The organism is Geomonas agri, from assembly GCF_020179605.1.
GTDB classification, from domain to species: domain Bacteria; phylum Desulfobacterota; class Desulfuromonadia; order Geobacterales; family Geobacteraceae; genus Geomonas; species Geomonas agri.
The window spans coordinates 2,343,286-2,360,342 of record NZ_JAINZO010000001.1 but is presented as its reverse complement, the minus strand read 5'-3'; the positions used below and the strand labels follow the sequence as shown (position 1 = coordinate 2,360,342).

The window sequence follows — 17,057 nt, the reverse complement described above, 5'->3', positions numbered from 1 at the left end:
TTCAGAAGGTGATGGACTCGGAATTGAAGTTGCCGATCAGTTCGATGTCGGGCAGGTTGTGGTACACCTCGGCGACGGTCTGGTGCACGGTGAGGGCGCGTACCACCAGCGGCAGCGGCTCAGGCCAGATCTCGGGAAGGTCGGCTTCCAGCCGCTCGCTGATGGAGAAGGCAAGACGTTCGTCGGGGGGCGCGAACTGTGCGTCGATGCCGGGCCTGTTGCCGCGGGGATCGACGCGGTACCAGCCGTGGTCTGGCAGCCAGATGGCGTTCAGGCCGTGCAGGCAGTACGGGGGACCGCCGTCGTGCAGTGACAGGCGCTGGTAGCACAACCCGGCGGGGATGCCATTGGCGCGCAGGAGCGCGGCCAGTAGGTGGCTCTTGGCATAGCAGTAGCCGGTGCCGTGCTCGAGGACCTCGGAGGCGCGGCAGGTGACCGGGTTCAACTTGTAGTCCCAGCTGTGCTTGATCTGGTCGCGGACGAACTCGAAACAGCGTCGGGCGATCACGGTCTTGTTCAGCTCTCCGGCCGACAGGCTCTGTGCCTTGTCCAGTATGGCTGGATGTTTCCAGTCGATGTACTTCGTAGCCTCCAGGTACTGTTGCATGCTCCATCCTTCCTGTCTGGGACTGTTACTGATCCTTCCTTGCCAGACTCAACATGGTATCACGGTACAGATAAGAGAAAAGTACTGCCAGTACAAAAGTGACGGCACCGGCGGTGAAAAAGCCTGTGGCGAAGTCCGCGGCCTTGATGACCATGCCCATGGTAGCTGAACTTAACATCATGCCGAGGTAGATACAGCTGTTGTACAGTCCCAGACCGAGACCGCGCTGCTTGGGCGGCATCACGACCACCACCAGGGCGCTAAGCGCGGTGAACCCGATCCCCATGCCGGCACCGAGGACGCAGGCGCAGACCAGCAGTGTCGCCATCCCGTGGGCCAAGCCAACGGCGCCCACGGCGTGCGCGCAGAGCACGAGGCCGATGCCCGACATGAGTCCCCGGTCGACCCGGTCGCTCAGGTGGCCGAACGGGATGCGTAGGAGCACGTTCACCAGGGCCTGCGCCGCGAAGATGACGCCGATCTGCCCCACGTTGAGACCGAGGGCACGGGCGTGCAGGGGGAGAAAGGAGATGAACATGCCAAAGCCGAAGCATCCCCCGAGCGTTCCCACCAGCGCCGCCATCAGCCGCCGGTTAGAGAAGATACCGCTCGGGAGCTCGTCCGCGTGCTCGTCGTGGGGCTGCTCCTCCGCGCGGGGGAGGAAAAAGAGGACGGCAGTGAGCGCAGCCACGATGAGGCCTCCGGAGACGAAGAAGACTTCGCGGATCCCCAGCATCTTGCCGAACCAGCCGCCGCTGGCGGGCCCGAAGGTCATGGCGAGGTAGACCGCCGTCGTGTACCAGCTGTAGGCGCGCCCGACGTGGGAGCGGGGCACGACGCGGGCCACCGAGGACATCATGGTGGGGGTGAAGGCGGAGAGCCCCATGCCGAAAACGAGGTAGACGGCACCCAAAAGGAGCGGGGTATAGCAGAACGGGATGACGAGGGAGGCGCAGCTCATCAGGGCGAGGCCGGTGATGAGAACGGGCCTGATGCCGATCCGGTCCGAGAGTAGCCCGGAGGGCACGGCGAGGATACCGGCGGAGAGCATGAAGGCGGCGTTGATGAGCCCGATCTGCGCGGTGCCGGCGCCGATGCTGCTGGCCAGCAGCGGCAGCACCGGGATGCGCATGTAGGCCCCGAGGAAACAGATGAAGCCGATGACACAGCAGGCGAGCACCTGCATGCTCTGCCGGTGATTGGGGGGGCGGAACTGCCCGGTAAGATTGCTATCGTGGTGGGTGTCGCTCATGGTCCGGCCAAGCTAGCCGCAACGGTGAGCGCTGTCAATGAGAAAAATCCCCGAAAGTTGCCGCAGGGTTACAGCTCGATCTCCTCGATCTTCCTGAACAGCCGGCCGCCGCTTTCTTCGATGAAGTGGAGCACCTGCAGGTTCAGCGGCACACCGGGGAAATCGCCGCAGTCCCGGAAGTCGGTGCGCAGGCCGTAGCACCTTTTCCCGATCCCGGCGCCGTAGCCCAATTCCGCCACCGTGCCGCTGTCCGGCTCGGTGCCGTCCAGGACCGCCAGCACGACGTCGCTTCCCTTGAGTCCCCGCGCGTTGACCGCGCCCGTGAAGCGGGCCGCCTCCTGGATCGCGTGCGCCCGCTCCGCCCCGTCCTCGATAGACATGGCCTGCTCGATCCGCTGCGCCACTTCCTCCTGCTCCCAGGGGTCGAAGACGCTACACCCGAGGCCATCCAAGCGCTCCTTGATCCGCTCGCGGTACGGGTTGTTTTCGCGGCTGAAGCCCAGTGGGGAGGCGAGGTACACGGTCAAAGGTTTCTCGGTCATGAAGGTTTCATTCATCAGCTGTGGCTATCCTTGGCGTTGTCGTAGACCTTGGCACCGCGGATGCGCTGGTCGCCGATCTTGTTTTCCAGATCGTGCCGTTCGACCTTGTTGTTGACCACGAGCTCCTCGTACCCCATGTAGCCCGCCTTGGCGAGGTCGGCGACGATCTGTACGAACTGTTCCTTGTCCTGCGGGGAGAGCTTGTGGAAGGCGTCGAAGCGGTTGGAGGCACCCAGGTTGAAGAAGCTGTCGACGGCGCTGAAGACATCCTGGGAGGTGGATATATTGACCAGGTCGGCATCGGCTGCAGAACTTTCCTCGCTGCCGACAGGCATAGCGGCGGCGGCAACGGCGCTCTTCCCTTTGGCGGGTTCCTTGCCGTTGGCAGATTCCAGTATCATCGCCTTGTATGCCGAAAGTGCTGAGATCATCCGACTACCTCCTCTGTGTGCTATGTCGAGCAGTATTTTACCCGATAGTGAGTAAAAAGCTCCAGAGAAAGTATCACTCAGTCGACTTCGTTGTCAGTAGTGTCCGGTACGGATTCCTGGCGACGGGGAGACCGCGGGCGACGGAGAGCAGGGTCAGGTGCAGGTGGGTGGGCGATCTCTTCTTATAGGCGTTGAAGCCAGTGCGACCGACCTCGGCGATGACGTCGCCGGGACGCACCAGGTCGCCCACCGCCACGTGCAGCGCTGCGTTGTGGGCGTAATAGACCAGCGACTGCGTGGCCGGGTCGAGGATCCACAGGTACTTCCCGCCGCGCAGACGGCTGCCGGGTTGCCACTCGTTCTCGGCGGCGACTACCACGCCGCCGGTCATGGAGAGTACCTGCACCGGCTCCCCGGTCCGGTCATCGAGACCGCGCTGGTTCTTGTCGTGGATAAAGATGTCGTGCGATGGGTGCCCGCTGTGCCGGTTGCCGGCGAAGTAGTCGTAGCCGCCCGGCTGGTAGCCGCTGCCACGCCCCCCGATAGCGCGGTAGCCGTACCCCTTGAGCGGAAAGCACCAACTCTCTACCGGGTACTCTGCAGCTCCCGCCGCGCGGTATTCCTGCGACAGGGCCTGGACCAGGCCGGTGAAGCGTTCCCTGGCCTCGGCCTTGCCCACCTGGTTGTCGCGGATGCGCGTATTGAGCGCGTCGAACTCCAGGGCCAGGGCGCGCAGCCTGGCCATGTCGGCGCCCAGTACTACCTGCGGGAAGAGGGCGGTGACAAGCAACAATGTGACGATGAGAACGGACAGGGGGCGGCAAAGATGCGGGCGGATCATGCGGCGGGGGTGCTCCATGAATGGCTGTGGGCAAATAGCTGCGGTGGAAAAAGCTTTCTGGTCTACTTCTGCCCCTTGGCGGGTGCCAGCAGGTCCTGGCGTACCTTGTAGGGGTTGAACGCAGGCTCACCCAGTTCCTTTTTCTCTTCGTTGATCAGCCTGGTCAGGTTCTTCTGCTTGCCCAGGTTATCCAACTGATCCGGCAGCTCCGGCAGGTTCCTGAGCCGCTCGTCCTTGCTGGCAAGCCTCGGTAGCTCAATGATGCCGGGGCTGCGCAGCCTGATCTTGTACTTCCCGCTCAGGACCGGATCGTACCAGGGTGAGAGCTCGCGGTCGGCGGCCGCCTTGCCAATGAAATGGTTCTTGAGGGGGAGTTGGATGCTGGCGTAGCCGGGCTTGTAGATCAAAAAACCGGTGCGGTCCTGCCGGGTGAAGGGCTGGGCCATGATGGTCGTGTACGAGGGGATGTGGAACTTGCCATCCTTGTCGGTAAGCGCCTCCTTGATGTTGATCACCGTGGAGGATTGTCCTTTTTCCGCGCCGATCGACCTCTTGTTGTAGACGACCACCACCACCGCTCCTTCTAACGGTTGCTTGGTGTCGAAGTCCAGCACCCTGCCGTCGAAGGCGGGTTCGTGATAAACCGGCCAGATGGCGTGGGAAGTTGTCGCCGTCAGACAAAGCAGGGAAAACACCGCCAGTACAAGCCTAACCATGTGCATATGCAAACCTCATCGTGCTCACTGGAGCAACGCGAATGCGAGCCATCCCGCGCCGAGAAGAAGCGGCGGGGCCAGCACGTCGGGAATCAACTCTTTCCAGTAGCGTCGGGCGCTCGCGTACTGTTCCCGCTGCCTGGTGAACAGCGCGAGCAGTACCGCCGCCACCCAGAGCAGGAAGAACAGCATCAGGCTGAGCCCCACGATGCTGTTCCAGAACGCAAACTGGTCCAGGTCGCCCAGACCACTCTTGTCCATGGCAGCCTCGGCCTGCCAGGCGGCCGCGAGCGACACCGCGGCACAGGCCAGCTCCGTCCCGGCAAGAAGCAGTTTCATGCGGCGCAGTGTGATCATACGAACATGCGGCACAACTGTGCCGCCAGGATGCCGAGCCAGGTGCCCACGATGTTGCCGAGGATGGCCAGCAGAAGTCCCACCGAAGCGAGGCCGGGGTGGTACACCTCGGCCACGACCGGCGCTGAGGCAACGCCGCCGACGTTGGCCTGGCTGGCAGCTGCCACCAGGAACATGGGCGCCTTCAAAAGCCGCGCGCCGACCAGCAGGAAGACGGCGTGGATCGCCACAATCAAAAGTCCGGCGGCGATCAGTACCAGCGCGGAGCCGATGCTGGCAACCGAGGCCTTGGCTCCGATGGCGGTCAGCACGAAATAGAGCAGGTCGTACCCGGTGCGGGAGGCCCCGGCGCGCTCCAGTTTGCGCACCGGCGAGAAGGAGAGCAGTATCCCGAGCAGGGTGACGATCATGATGGTCCAGGTGTAGCGCGTGATCACGTCCGGGATCTGCGGCAATTGCCCGGCTAACAGGTGCGAGAAGACCCCTCCGGCCAGCGCGATGGCGAGAGTGGCGGCGATGCCACCGAGCGTTCTGCGCCCGCCTTTACTGGCCAGGTGCTGCACCGCCTGTTCCCCCAAGTGCTCCAGCACGCCGCGCTCGGAACGGTTCCATCGGTCAAAGGCCGGCTGCAGTCCGACGATGGCGATCATGAACCCCATCCAGAGGTAGGGGACCACGGTGTCCACGATGACCATGGGGGCGAACACTGCGTCGGGGATGGCGAGCGCCTCCTTAACCGCGATCATGTTGGCGCTCCCCCCGGTCCACGACCCGGACAGGGCGCCAAAGCCGGACCAGAACTGCGACCCGATCACCGGCCGGAACAGCGCGAAGGATGCCGCAGCGCCCACGATGATGCCGGCCGCCCCGATGAAGAACATGGCCAGTGCCGTCGGCCCGAGCCTCAGGATCGCCCTCACGTCCACCGGCAGCAGCAACAGCACCAGGCTCGCCGGCAACAGCCAGGTCCGGATCAGGCCGTAGACCGGGCTGTCGGTGGCGATGATGCCGAAGGTCGCCGCCAGCATGGGGAGGAAGTAGATCCAGAACACGGCCGGCAAGAGGTCGAAGTAGCGCGCCGTGCGCTCGTGGCGCGACAGCGTCAGTACCAGGGCCTCGATGCCGAGCAGCGTCAGGACGATGAGCAGCGGATGGCTGATCATGGCAACTCGAGCACCACGCCGATGCCGCTACCCGCCGCGGTCAGGTCGAACCTGCCGCTGTCGTCGAGGTAGGGAGAACGGGACAGGTCGCCCTTCAGGAAAAAGGTGGTGTCGAGGTCGATGAAGTCAAAGCAGCCCAGCGCCGCGGCGAAGTGGGCCGAAGCGGTAATGGCGAGCGCGCTCTCCATCATGGCCCCCAGCATGAGCCGCTTGCCGTTGGCGGCGGCGAGGCGTGCGATCTCGGCCCCTTCCAGGATGCCGCTTTTCATGAACTTGATGTTGATGGCCGAGACCGCGTTGGTCTCCACTGCGCGACGGGCCGCGGCGAGGGAGCCGACGCTCTCGTCGGCGCAGACCAGGGTGCCGCTTCCCTCCAGGGCCGCGGTGATCTCAGTAAGCCCGTCCCAGTCCTGTTTCGGGACCGGCTGCTCCAAAAGGACCGGGCGTGCCCCGTGGGTGTCCAGGCGCTCCAGGAAGGCGAGCATGCGCTGCGCGTTGAAGCCCATGTTGGCATCGAGGATGAGCTCGCATCCCGGCGCCATTTCCCGCACCGCCAGGATTCGTTGCAGGTCCTCTGCCTCGTCCCTGCCGATCTTGATCTTGAAGGAGTTGAAGCCGCGCTCTGCGTACTGCTGTGCGGTGGCGCGGGCCTCAGCCACCGAACCGATCACCACCGTGATGTCGGTCTTGAACGAGAGCTGCGGCATGGGGCCGACCGGGGCGAACAGCCGGTAGAACGGGATCCCCTGGACCCGGGCGGACAGGTCGAGCAGCGCCATCTCCAGCGCTGCCAGTGCCGCATGGTTGCCGGCAAACGCCGGGGCGAACTCGCGGCAGACCGCGGCGGGGTCGCTGATCCTGCGTCCGCGCAGAGCCGAGGCGGCGCACTGCAGGTTCTCCAGGGTTTCGTGAACCGTCTCGCCGGTTATATGCGTCGCGACGGCGGCCTCGCCGAAACCGCAGGTGCCGTCGCTGGCGTGCAGACGGATGAAGACGTTTTCCAGTTCGTCGTGCTGGCCGGTGGAGATGCGAAACGGCGTCACCAGCGGCGCGCGAACGATGGACGCCAGCGCATCATCTATTACAAAGGAGACCTTCTCCATATCAATGTTCCTCCGGGGGCGGTCGGTTTCCTGTCGAAGCTCGTAGTAGTGCGGAACATAAAAACAAGTGAGACCAGTAAGGCAATTGAGAAGCAAGGCAATGACAATGGACAACTGAAAACTGACTATGAAAGACGGCCCCCGACATGGCTCCTTCCCCCGGAGGGGGGAGGCTGGGAGGGGGGGCAACTCGTGATTACTGGATAGCTTTCACTATGCGCGGGTGCTCTTCCTTGATGGCGCGGAAGATGAGTGCGATCATGTCGACGATCACTTCACTGGAGAAGTTGTCATGGAAAGGAACTACCACCTGGACAGAGACGGCGTTCCCTGTTTCGACGAACTTGACCATGGTGTATTCGGCATTGAGCGTGTTGATCATCTCCAGCAGCACCGGTTTCTTCTCCGGCGGGAAGGCGAAATACTTGTAGCAGATAAGAGTAACATACCTGTCGCTGTCATTGAACAGGGCCATGAGAGAGACCGGCCCCACTTCCTCGATATTTTCGCGAATCACGTACAGGGTGTTGTCCTCGTGCGTGTTTTTCTCCAGGGTGATTTCCTGCCCCCTCAGGTATTCCTCAAACGCAATCGCGTTCTGTGCCATATCTGCCCTCCGCAATGCCGCAGTTCGATCGTTGGCGGGAAATATATGTGAATATTTATGTGATGTAAATTAAAAAGAGCCGGTAAAAGAGCGCTTAGGGGCGATGGGAAGGGGCTTTGGAGCGGGGGGGGCCGCAGCGGCGTGCAGGGAAGGCCTTCCCCCCTCCCAACCTCCCCCCTCCGGGGGGAGGAGTGACTGCAGAGGGAAGATGGAAGAGCGAAGAGGGAAGGTGGGAGTCAGGAACCCAGCAGGCGCGTGGTCACCTGGAGCAGCTGTTCCGGGCGAAACGGCTTCACGATCCACCCGGTGGCCCCGGCACTCTTTCCCTCCGCCTTCTTCACCTCCTGGGACTCGGTGGTGAGCATGACGATGGGAAGATTGCGGTTGGTGCCGCCGGCCCTTAGCTTCCGGATCAGGTCCAGCCCGTCCATGCGCGGCATGTTGAGGTCGGTGAAGACGAGGTCGATGCTGGCCCCCTTCATCTTCTCCAGGGCCTCGACGCCGTCGGCGGCCTCGATCACCTGGTAGCCCTGCTGCGACAGGGTGAAGCGCATCATCTGCCTGATGCTTTGCGAATCGTCCACGGTCAGTATCGTTTTGGGCATGTCGTTCTCCTTTGTCCTCACATCCGTCTCTGGGCCAGTTCGGCCATCACCTTGCGCGGCAGCAGGTTCAGGGGGGCCACCTCGGCCACGCCCCCTCGCTGCACCGCCTCCTTGGGCATGCCGTACACCAGGCAGCTCGCCTCGTCCTGGGCGAAGGTGACCGCCCCGGCGTCGCGCATCTCCTTCATGCCGGCAGCGCCGTCGTCACCCATGCCGGTCAGGATCACCCCGATGGCGTTTTTCCCGGCGCTGTTGGCCGCCGAGCGGAACAGCACGTCCACCGAGGGGCGGTGCCGGTTCACCGCCGGCCCCTGCGAGAGGCTCACGTTGTAGACCGCGCCGCAGCGCTGCACCATCAGGTGGTAGTCTCCCGGTGCCACGTAGGCGTGCCCCGGCTGCAGGCGCTCCCCGTCTCTGGCCTCCCGCACCGTCATGCGGCACAGCGAGTCCAGTCGCGCGGCGAAGCTCCTGGTGAAGTTCTTGGGCATGTGCTGGGCGATCAGGATGGGGGGGAGCGTCGCCGGCAGTGGGGTCAACAGGTCCTTCAACGCCTCGGTCCCCCCGGTCGACGCGCCCACCACCAGGATGCGCTCGGTGGAGATGAGCGGGGGGAGGCTTGAGGGGAGCACGACGTCGGCCGAGTGGCGCTCCTCTCCGCTGGCGTGGTGGGGCGGCACCATGCTGCGCCGCGGCAGGCGCGCCCTTGCCGCCGCCCTGACCTTGGCCACGATCTCATGTCCCATCTCGGTCATCCCTTCCCGGATGCCCAGGGTCGGTTTGGCGACCACGTCCACCGCGCCCAGCTCCAGGGCCTTCAGCGTGATCTCGGCGCGCTCCTTCGTGAGCGAGGAGATCATCACCACCGGCAGGGGATGCAGTTTCATGAGTCGGGAGAGGAAGGTGATGCCGTCCATCTGCGGCATCTCCACGTCCAGGGTGAGCACGTCCGGCCGGAACTTGCGGATCTTGTCCAGGGCGTTGATCGGGTCCGTGGCCGTGGCCACCACCTCGAGGTCGTCCTCGCCGTTGATGATCTCTTGCAGCACGCAGCGGATCGCCGCGGAATCGTCGATTATCAGAACCCTTGTCATAGGTACGCTCCCTGTTGCTGTTTCATTCGGTACACCGTGTGCCCCTGGGCCTGGAGCCGGCACTCGAAACCGAGGAAGGCCTCCGAGTGCCCCGAGAAGAAGAGACCGTCCTCCCGGAGCAGCCCCGTCATGCGCTGCACCAGGTGTTGCTGCAGGCTGCCGTCGAAGTAGATCAGCACGTTCCGGCAGAAGATGGCGTCGTACCTGCTTTTCTGCGGCCAGCTCCGCTCGGTCAGGTTGAAGGGGATGAAGGTGACCAGGTTGCGCACCTCGGGGGCCACCTGGTACAGGTCCTTTTCCCCCGCCACCCGGCTGAAGTACTTCTGGCGTAGGTAGGGGGGGACATGGTCCACCCGCTCGGCCGGGTAGACCCCGCGTGCCGCCACCTCGAGCACGGCGCTGTCGATGTCCGTGGCGAGGATCTTCACCGCGCTGCTTGCCCTCCCGCCCAGGGCCTCCAGGGCCGTCATGGCCATGGAGTAGGGTTCCTCCCCGGTGGAGGCGGCGCAGCTCCAGAGCCGGATCTCGGAACGGTGCAGCCGGCGCAGGTGCTCCCTTAACACCGGGAAGTGGTGCGGCTCCCGGAAGAAACAGGTCAGGTTAGTGGTGAGCGCGTTGGTGAACTCGGTCCATTCCCTGCCGTTGCCCGCCTCCAGCATCTGGATGTAATGGGCGAAGCTGGTGGTCGAGGTGGCGCGCAGCCGGCGCGCCAGGCGGTTGTAGACCAGGGCCTTCTTCTGCTCGCCCAGGTTGATCCCGGCCCGGTCGCGGATCATGCCGCGTATCTTCTGGAAGTCGCTGTCGGTAAACCGGAATTCGTTCGCCATGGCCCCCTCGCTTTCTTAGAACCCGCTCCAGTCGGCGCCTACCGCGGTTGCTTCGGGCTCGACGGCGACGGGTCGCACGCTCCTGGTCAGCTTCTGTACCTTGGCCCCCTGCGCCGGCACTGCCCGTGCCGGGACGGCCTGCGTTGCCGGCACCGGCTGGATCGCCGCTGCCGCCTGAAAGACCGACGCTGCCTCTTCCTTCACGTTGAAGCGGCGCACCATCTCGGCCAGAGTGCGCGCCTGCTCTTCCAGCGCGACCGCTGCCGCGGCCGACTCCTCGACCAGCGAGGCGTTTTGCTGGGTGACGTCGTCCATCTGGTTGATGGCGGTGTTGACCTGCTCGATGCCGGTAGACTGCTCGGCCGAGGCAGCCGAGATTTCCGCCATGATGTCGCTCACCCTCTTCACGCCGGTGACGATCTCGTTCATGGTGCGGCCGGCGCCGGCCACGAGGTTACTCCCGGACTCCGCCTTGGCCACCGACTCCTCGATGAGTGCCTTGATCTCCTTGGCTGCCGCGGCGCTTTTCTGGGCCAGGTTCCTCACCTCGCCGGCTACCACCGCGAAGCCGCGCCCCTGTTCGCCGGCGCGAGCCGCTTCCACGGCGGCGTTCAAGGCCAGGATGTTGGTCTGGAAGGCGATGCCGTCGATCACGGTGATGATGTCGGTAACCCGGCGCGAGCTCTCCCTGATCTGGTCCATTTCGCGCACCACCTCGGCGATGAGACCGCCACCCTTGGCGGCCACGGCGGTCGCCTCGGCGGCGAGTTGGTCGGCGTGGCGGGCGTTGTCGGCATTCTGGCGCACCGTCGAGGTGAGCTCCTCCATGCTTGAGGCGGTCTCTTCCAGGGCCGAAGCCTGTTCCTCGGTGCGCTGGGAGAGGTCGGTGTTACCGGCGGCGATCTGGCCGGTGGAGGCCGCGATGGCATCGGTGCCGGATCGGACTTCGGAGACGATGCGCGAAAGGTTTGCGTTCATGTCGGCCAGGGCCTGCAGCAGTACGCCCAGTTCGTCGCCGCGGTCCACCACTATCTCCGCGGATAGATCCCCGGCGGCCACCTTTTTCGCCACCTGGACCGCGTAGTTGATGGGGGCGGTGATTGAGCGGATGGTGAGCATGGCGAAGATGGCGCAGGCGATACAGGCGGCGAGCGCGAGCACCAGTGCGATCTTCATGGCCATGGCGCCTGCCGCCTCGTTCTGCTCGGCCTTAACCCGGGCCTGGTTGATCTTCAGGTCGGTGAGACGCTTGATGGAGGCGTCGATCTCCAGGGCGAGGCTGTGCACGGCGCGGTTGTTCATGATGCCCACCGCCTTTTCCTGGTTCCCCGCCATGGCGGCGGCGACGATCGCCTCGCGGTAGGGGGCGTAGCGGGTGAGTGCCCCCTTCAGGTTGTCGTATTCCTTGCGGATCTCCGGTGCCTTGACCGTCTTGCCGAATTCAGCCAGGTTGCTTTCCACGAGCTTTTCCATTTCGTGCACCGTGGCCAGGCGCGCCTGCTTGATCTCGGGCTCCCGCACCAGGGCCATGTCCCTCACGTTGACCCGCATGCGCTGGTAGGGGATGCCGAGCTCGATCAGGTCGCCAAGTGGCTTGGTGTTGACCGCGTACAGGTCGGCCTGGTTCTTGTTCAGCGCCTGGATCTGGAACACGGCGACGGCCGCGATGATGGCGGCGATAACGCCGAGAACGCCGAAGGAAAAGGTGAGCCTTGTTTTCAGTTGCATATTCCTGGTCCAGTTCATGTGATGCCTCCTTTAGTTGGGTGCGTGCGCCGGGCACGGTTCGTTGAGCAGTCTCTCCACGTCGATGAGCAGGGTGAGGTTGTCGCCGTTCTTGGCGAGGCCGCTGATGAAGCCGCTCTCGCTGCCGGGCGCCACCTCGGGCGGGGGCTTTACCTCCCCCTGGGCGAAGCCGACCACGTCCGAGACCGCGTCGGCCACCATCCCGACCACGCGGCCGGCGACGTTGACCACGATCACCACGGTGGTCGGGGTGACCTCGGGAGCGCGGCGCTGCAGCCGGGTGCGCAGGTCCATGATGGGGATCACCGTGCCGCGGAGGTTGATCACCCCGTTTATGTAGGCGGGGGAGTTGGGGACTTCGGTGACCGGATCGTAGCCCCTTATCTCCTGGACCTTCAGGATGTCGACGCCGTACTCGCCGGCACCGACGGTGAAGGTGAGAAACTCGGCCAGGCGGTCATTGCTGGTAATCATGGAATCCTCCTTTGCTTCTCCAAAGTTCGGTTATCTCGGCGGCGTCGACCACGAAGGCGACCCGGCCGTTGCCCAGGATGGTCGCGCCGGCCATCCCCGGGACCCTGCCGTAGTTCTGCTCCAGGCTCTTCATGACCACCTGGTGCTCTCCCAACAACCCGTCCACCGCAATGCCGACCCGCTCGCCGCCGACGTCGACCACCACCGCGATGCGCTCCCTCTCCTCGGCGCCGCGCAGCTTCAGCAGCGGCCCCAGTGGGACCAGGGGGATGAAGTCGCCGCGCAACTCGACCACCTCGCTCTCCCCGGTGATGCGGCTGCAGCCGTGGTCCAGGGGAATAGATTCCACTATCACGTCCAGCGGGATGATCACGGTCTCGGCGCCGGACTGGACGTGCAGCCCCTCCATTATGGCCAGGGTGAGTGGCAGGCTGATGGTGAAGCTCGACCCTTCCCCCTGGCGGGAGGCGACCGTGATGCGGCCGCCCAGTTTCTGCACGTTCCTGAGCACCACGTCCATGCCCACCCCGCGCCCCGAGACGTCGGAGACCTCGGCCGCGGTGGAGAAGCCGGGGAGGAAGATGAGCTTCCAGACCTCCTCGTCGGGGAGCTCGCTCCCCTCGGGGATGAGCCCCAGCAGGGTCGCTTTCTCCAGGATGCGCTCCCGGTTGAGACCGGCGCCGTCGTCGCAGACCTCGAGGGCGATGCGACCACCCTGGTGTGCCGCGTTCAGGGTCACGGTCCCTTTCGCCGGTTTCCCCGCCGCCAGCCGCGCCTCGGGCCCCTCGATGCCGTGGTCGATGCAGTTGCGCACCAGGTGGGTCAGGGGATCGGTGAGCAGTTCGATGAAAGTCTTGTCCAGCTCGGTGGCGTCGCCGACCGTCTTCAGCTCGACCTCCTTGCCCAGTTTCCTGGACAGGTCGTGCACCACGCGCGGGAAGCGCCCGAAGAGCTGCGCCACCGGCACCATGCGCAGGGAGAGCACGCTCTGCTGCAGCCCGCGCATGGTGCGCTCCATGGCGGACAAGTCATCGAGGAGGTTCCGGTACTGGGCTCCCTCCATGAGGGAGAGCCGCTGCTTGACGATGGCATGGGTGATCACCAGCTCCCCGACCTGGTTCACCAGTTCGTCCACCTTGGCGGTGCCGACCCGGAAGCTCCCCCCCTCGCTGGCAGCAGCGCCGGTGGTCGTCTCGGCTCCCTTGCCGGCCGCGTATTGCGGTGCGGAGATCTGGCCTGCGCCGTATCCCTGCACCGCGACAGCCTGGGGCGCCGCTTCGAGCTCCGAAAGGAAGGCCAGTTCTTCCGGTTCCGCGAAGAAGGCGAATAGCTCGCGGATTTCCTCCTCCGAGGCGCTCCCTGCGAAGTGGATACGCCACCTGGTCTGGCAAAGTTCCGGGGCGCACAGGGTGAGGATCGGGGCGAGGGTCCCTTCGGCCGTGACCTGGACCTCCCCCATGTCGCGCAGTTCATCTAAGATCATGTCGAACCTGACGCCACGCCGGAAGATATCGTGGGATGGGGAATAAAGCAGGGTCAGGGACTGGGGCTGAGCCGATACCGACTCGCGCGGCGGCTCGGCCTTCGGGGCCGGCTCACTTTCGCTCTCTGCCGAGGCATCGACCAGCCGGCCCCGCACCTCTTTCAGCCGAATCCCGTCGATGGGACGACCGTCGCGGTGGAAAGAGATCAGCTCGCCGATCACGTCGCGCGCTTCCAGGAAAAGCTGGGTATCCAGCGCCGTCTCGTGGTTTCGGACCCGGTCCAGGATCGATTCCGCCACGTGGGTGAACTCAGCTACTTCCGGGAAGCCGAAGGTGGCCGCCCCCCCCTTGATGGAATGCGCGGCCCGGAACAGGGCGTGCAGGTCCTCTTCGGGGAAGCCCGCCGCCGGAAGCGACAGCAACAGCCTTTCCATCTCGGCCAGGTGTTCCTCGCTCTCGTCAAAGAAGAGCTGGTGAAATTGCGCCAGGTCGACCACGGGTCACCTCCTCCTTACTTGTCGCCCAGGTACTGCTCGAGTGTGTAGTCGAACCCCATGCGGCGAGCCGCTTCGAGCAGCGCCTCTGGCGGGTTCTCGAGCGCCGGATTGACGCCGAAGAACTCCAGGCAGGAGAGCCACACGGTCAGCAGCTGGCAGCCGGCGGCATCGATTGTGGTCACCCCTTCTACGTTGATGACCAGCCGGGAGGCCGCCTTCTCCCCGTCGCAGGGTAAGGTGAACAGCGGATGGTTTCTCAGCTGGAGCGAACGTGCCTTGACGTGGTCCATGGTCCATTCCCCTTCCAGGTAGCAGCGTGCGTCGGTCAACATGGTTTCCTCCTCTTGCGGTCGGCGGCACATGGCTCGCTCTCGACCCGTTCTCTTGTCTCAGGCTTGCTGCCTTGGTTACCCGGCATGGTACAAGATCCGCTCCCGCGGCTGACTGTGTGGGAAAAAATGAGGGAGTGCCACCGCGTGGTGGTCGCCAAGTTGTTGAAATATTTGTGCGTGTTTGTAGGGAAAAAAGATGGGCAGGGGGTGAAAGCGGGCTCGACGGCTTTCTAATGAAGTATACAAAAGCGTGGCACGCCACACACTGTGGCGCACAAAGCTGGGGCGCGCCACAGCATGCCACACCCGTTTTCTCTCATCAATCTGATAGAAATCGTATACCAAGGCTAAAGTGATGCGGAAGCATGGCCGAAGAGTAATACATCCCGCTGATTTTGCGGACTTTTAACCCCAGATAGAGGGCGTGGCGGCTGGCCTTACTGGTACAGGCAGTGAAGCGGCTGCCAATGACAGAAAATGCCTTGGCTATGACTGTAAACCCTGTACTGGAGTAGTTGCGGAGGCAACGTGATTTTACAGGTACTGCTCGTCGACGATGAGCCTGCCATCCGTGCCACACTGTCCCGGTTCATCGAAGAGCTCGGCTGTTTCGTCACCCAAGCGGCCGACGTGGCCGAGGCCCTGGCCCTGCTCGACGCCTTCGAGTACGACCTCGTGGTGACCGACATCATGATGCCCAAGGGGTCGGGGATCGACGTGCTGCGCTCAGTGCGCGGTCGGGACAACCCCTGCCCGGTGGTCATGATCACCGGTTCCCCCATGGTGGAGAGCGCTTCCGAAGCGCTCAGGCTGGGTGCCTTCGATTACATCTCAAAGCCGGTGCACAAGGAGCAGATCGTCCACGTGGCGCGGCGTGCCCTGGAATTCAGGCGGGTGTCTCAGGAAAACGACAGGTTCCGTAACGACCTTGAGGCCATCTTTACCAGCGTCCAGGATGCCATCATCTCGGTGGACCGGGACCTCAAGGTGCTCAACTTCAACAGCTCGGCCGCCACTATCTGCGGCATCAACAGTGGCGCCGCCGGCACCTCCTTTTACGATCTCCCCTTACGCTGCGACAAGAAATGCCGCGGTGCCCTTGAGACCGCCATCCACACCAGGAAACCGGTGCAGACCCGCTACTTCAGGTGCGGCGGGCTCGGCAACGAGCAGTACGTGAGCGTGTCGGTCACGCCACGCCGGGTCACCGACCGCCAGGTCGAGGGAGCGGTGATCGTGGTCAGGGACGAGAGTTCGCTGTACCAGCTGGAGAAGAAGCAGGCGCCGCGCAACTCGTTCTCCGGCATGATCGGCAGGAGCGGGGCGATGCAGATGCTCTACTCGATGATCGAGCGCCTGGCCGGCGTCCCTTCCACGGTGCTGATCCGCGGTGAGAACGGGACCGGCAAGGAGCTTGTGGCGGCGGCGCTGCACGCCAACGGCGGTCGCCACGAGCGCCCCTTCATCAAGGTGAACTGCGCGGCCCTCACCGAAACGCTTCTAGAAAGCGAGCTCTTCGGTCACGTGCGCGGCGCCTTCACCGGGGCCTTGCGCGACAAAGCCGGTCTCTTCGAGAAGGCCGATGGGGGGACGCTGTTCCTGGACGAGATCGGCGAGATTTCGCCGCAGATGCAGGTGAAGCTGTTGCGCGTGCTGCAGGAGCGGGAACTGGTGCGGGTGGGGGGGGCAACGCCGGTCAAGGTGGATGTCCGCATCATCGCGGCGACCAACCGCGACCTGGCGCGCGACGTGGATGAGGGGAGGTTCCGCCAGGACCTCTACTACCGTCTCAAGGTGGTGGAACTGATCGTGGCGCCCTTGCGGGAGCGGCCGGAAGACCTGCCGCTACTGGTGGAGCATTTTGTCAGTAGGCTGAACGCGAAACTTGGCCGCAACATCAGCGGGGTTTCCGACGAGGCGCTGCGGCTGCTTACCCGCTTCCCCTGGCCGGGCAACGTGCGCGAGCTGGAGCACGCGCTGGAGCATGCCTTTATCATGTGCCCGAGCAGGATGATCCTTCCCGACCATCTGCCGCCGGTGTTTCATGTTGCCGCCGTCGCGGACGGAGCGACCATGCGTGAGCGCATCCTAGAGGCGTTGGCGCGCAATGCCGGCAACAAATCCCGCGCCGCCCGCGCCCTCAACATTGACCGCAAGACCTTGTACCGCAAGATGCACGAATATGGCATCTCCGACCCCACCCCCTGATTAGCGCGGTTCATCAGATAATCGCGGGGAAGACAGCCCACTAACCGATGCACGTGAACAAGCGTTCCCCCCTTGTAAAAGGGGGGGCAGGGGGGATTTGCTTTTCTCTTAGCTGCCACCCGAACAGCAAATCCCCTCTGTCTCCCCTTTACAAAGGGGAGGACGCGAGGTCTC

18 protein-coding genes are annotated in these 17,057 nt (G+C 64.1%); 1 reads left to right on the top strand and 17 read right to left on the bottom strand.

Annotation, left to right across the window (positions count from 1 at the left end; all coding sequences use genetic code 11):
- Position 1 precedes the first annotated feature (1 nt).
- The 17 genes from K7R21_RS10305 to K7R21_RS10220 form a co-directional block, all read right to left on the bottom strand.
- Positions 2-607 (bottom strand): transglutaminase-like domain-containing protein, encoded by a 606-nt coding sequence (locus tag K7R21_RS10305; protein WP_224983165.1) that lies wholly within the window; start codon positions 605-607, stop codon positions 2-4.
- Between the two features lie 25 nt (positions 608-632).
- Positions 633-1,859, bottom strand: coding sequence for an MFS transporter (locus K7R21_RS10300; protein WP_224983164.1), 1,227 nt, complete (start codon positions 1,857-1,859; stop codon positions 633-635).
- 68 nt (positions 1,860-1,927) lie between these two features.
- Positions 1,928-2,416 carry a nucleoside 2-deoxyribosyltransferase gene (locus tag K7R21_RS10295; RefSeq protein WP_224983163.1) on the bottom strand — a complete coding sequence of 163 codons (489 nt, stop codon included), beginning with the start codon at positions 2,414-2,416 and terminating at the stop codon, positions 1,928-1,930.
- On the bottom strand, positions 2,416-2,832 hold the full coding sequence (locus tag K7R21_RS10290; RefSeq protein WP_224983162.1) for a hypothetical protein: 417 nt from the start codon (positions 2,830-2,832) through the stop codon (positions 2,416-2,418). Before K7R21_RS10290 ends, K7R21_RS10295 begins: the two co-directional genes overlap by 1 nt.
- 73 nt (positions 2,833-2,905) lie before the next feature.
- Positions 2,906-3,673, bottom strand: coding sequence for a M23 family metallopeptidase (locus tag K7R21_RS10285; protein ID WP_224983161.1), 768 nt, complete (start codon positions 3,671-3,673; stop codon positions 2,906-2,908).
- Between the two features lie 62 nt (positions 3,674-3,735).
- Positions 3,736-4,389, bottom strand: coding sequence for a carboxypeptidase-like regulatory domain-containing protein (locus K7R21_RS10280; RefSeq protein ID WP_224983160.1), 654 nt, complete (start codon positions 4,387-4,389; stop codon positions 3,736-3,738).
- Between the two features lie 24 nt (positions 4,390-4,413).
- On the bottom strand, positions 4,414-4,746 hold the full coding sequence (locus K7R21_RS10275; protein ID WP_224983159.1) for a hypothetical protein: 333 nt from the start codon (positions 4,744-4,746) through the stop codon (positions 4,414-4,416).
- Positions 4,743-5,909, bottom strand: coding sequence for a DUF819 family protein (locus K7R21_RS10270; RefSeq protein WP_224983158.1), 1,167 nt, complete (start codon positions 5,907-5,909; stop codon positions 4,743-4,745). Before K7R21_RS10270 ends, K7R21_RS10275 begins: the two co-directional genes overlap by 4 nt.
- Positions 5,906-7,012: an enolase C-terminal domain-like protein gene (locus K7R21_RS10265; RefSeq protein WP_224983157.1), complete on the bottom strand. Its 1,107-nt coding sequence runs from the start codon at positions 7,010-7,012 to the stop codon at positions 5,906-5,908. The genes K7R21_RS10270 and K7R21_RS10265 overlap by 4 nt, the downstream gene beginning before the upstream one ends.
- A gap of 196 nt (positions 7,013-7,208) precedes the next feature.
- A complete protein-coding gene (locus K7R21_RS10260; RefSeq protein WP_224983156.1) occupies positions 7,209-7,619 on the bottom strand; it encodes a YbjN domain-containing protein in 411 nt (136 codons plus the stop codon).
- A 236-nt stretch (positions 7,620-7,855) separates the two neighbouring features.
- The gene (locus tag K7R21_RS10255; protein WP_224983155.1) at positions 7,856-8,224 is read right to left on the bottom strand and encodes a response regulator; all 369 of its coding nucleotides are present in this window, start codon (positions 8,222-8,224) and stop codon (positions 7,856-7,858) included.
- A 17-nt stretch (positions 8,225-8,241) separates the two neighbouring features.
- Complete coding sequence (locus K7R21_RS10250; RefSeq protein ID WP_224983154.1) at positions 8,242-9,315, bottom strand: protein-glutamate methylesterase/protein-glutamine glutaminase; 1,074 nt, start codon at positions 9,313-9,315, stop codon at positions 8,242-8,244.
- Positions 9,312-10,142 (bottom strand): CheR family methyltransferase, encoded by an 831-nt coding sequence (locus K7R21_RS10245; protein WP_224983153.1) that lies wholly within the window; start codon positions 10,140-10,142, stop codon positions 9,312-9,314. The genes K7R21_RS10250 and K7R21_RS10245 overlap by 4 nt, the downstream gene beginning before the upstream one ends.
- A gap of 15 nt (positions 10,143-10,157) precedes the next feature.
- Positions 10,158-11,888 (bottom strand): methyl-accepting chemotaxis protein, encoded by a 1,731-nt coding sequence (locus K7R21_RS20830; protein WP_318248343.1) that lies wholly within the window; start codon positions 11,886-11,888, stop codon positions 10,158-10,160.
- A 12-nt stretch (positions 11,889-11,900) separates the two neighbouring features.
- Positions 11,901-12,362 carry a chemotaxis protein CheW gene (locus K7R21_RS10230; protein WP_224983152.1) on the bottom strand — a complete coding sequence of 154 codons (462 nt, stop codon included), beginning with the start codon at positions 12,360-12,362 and terminating at the stop codon, positions 11,901-11,903.
- Complete coding sequence (locus tag K7R21_RS10225) at positions 12,346-14,343, bottom strand: chemotaxis protein CheA (protein ID WP_224983151.1); 1,998 nt, start codon at positions 14,341-14,343, stop codon at positions 12,346-12,348. The genes K7R21_RS10230 and K7R21_RS10225 overlap by 17 nt, the downstream gene beginning before the upstream one ends.
- A 14-nt stretch (positions 14,344-14,357) precedes the next feature.
- On the bottom strand, positions 14,358-14,675 hold the full coding sequence (locus tag K7R21_RS10220) for an STAS domain-containing protein (protein WP_224983150.1): 318 nt from the start codon (positions 14,673-14,675) through the stop codon (positions 14,358-14,360).
- Between the two features lie 528 nt (positions 14,676-15,203).
- Here K7R21_RS10220 and K7R21_RS10215 point away from each other — a divergent pair.
- Entirely contained in the window at positions 15,204-16,883 is a 1,680-nt protein-coding gene (locus tag K7R21_RS10215; protein WP_224983149.1) for a sigma 54-interacting transcriptional regulator, read from the top strand.
- Positions 16,884-17,057 lie beyond the last annotated feature (174 nt).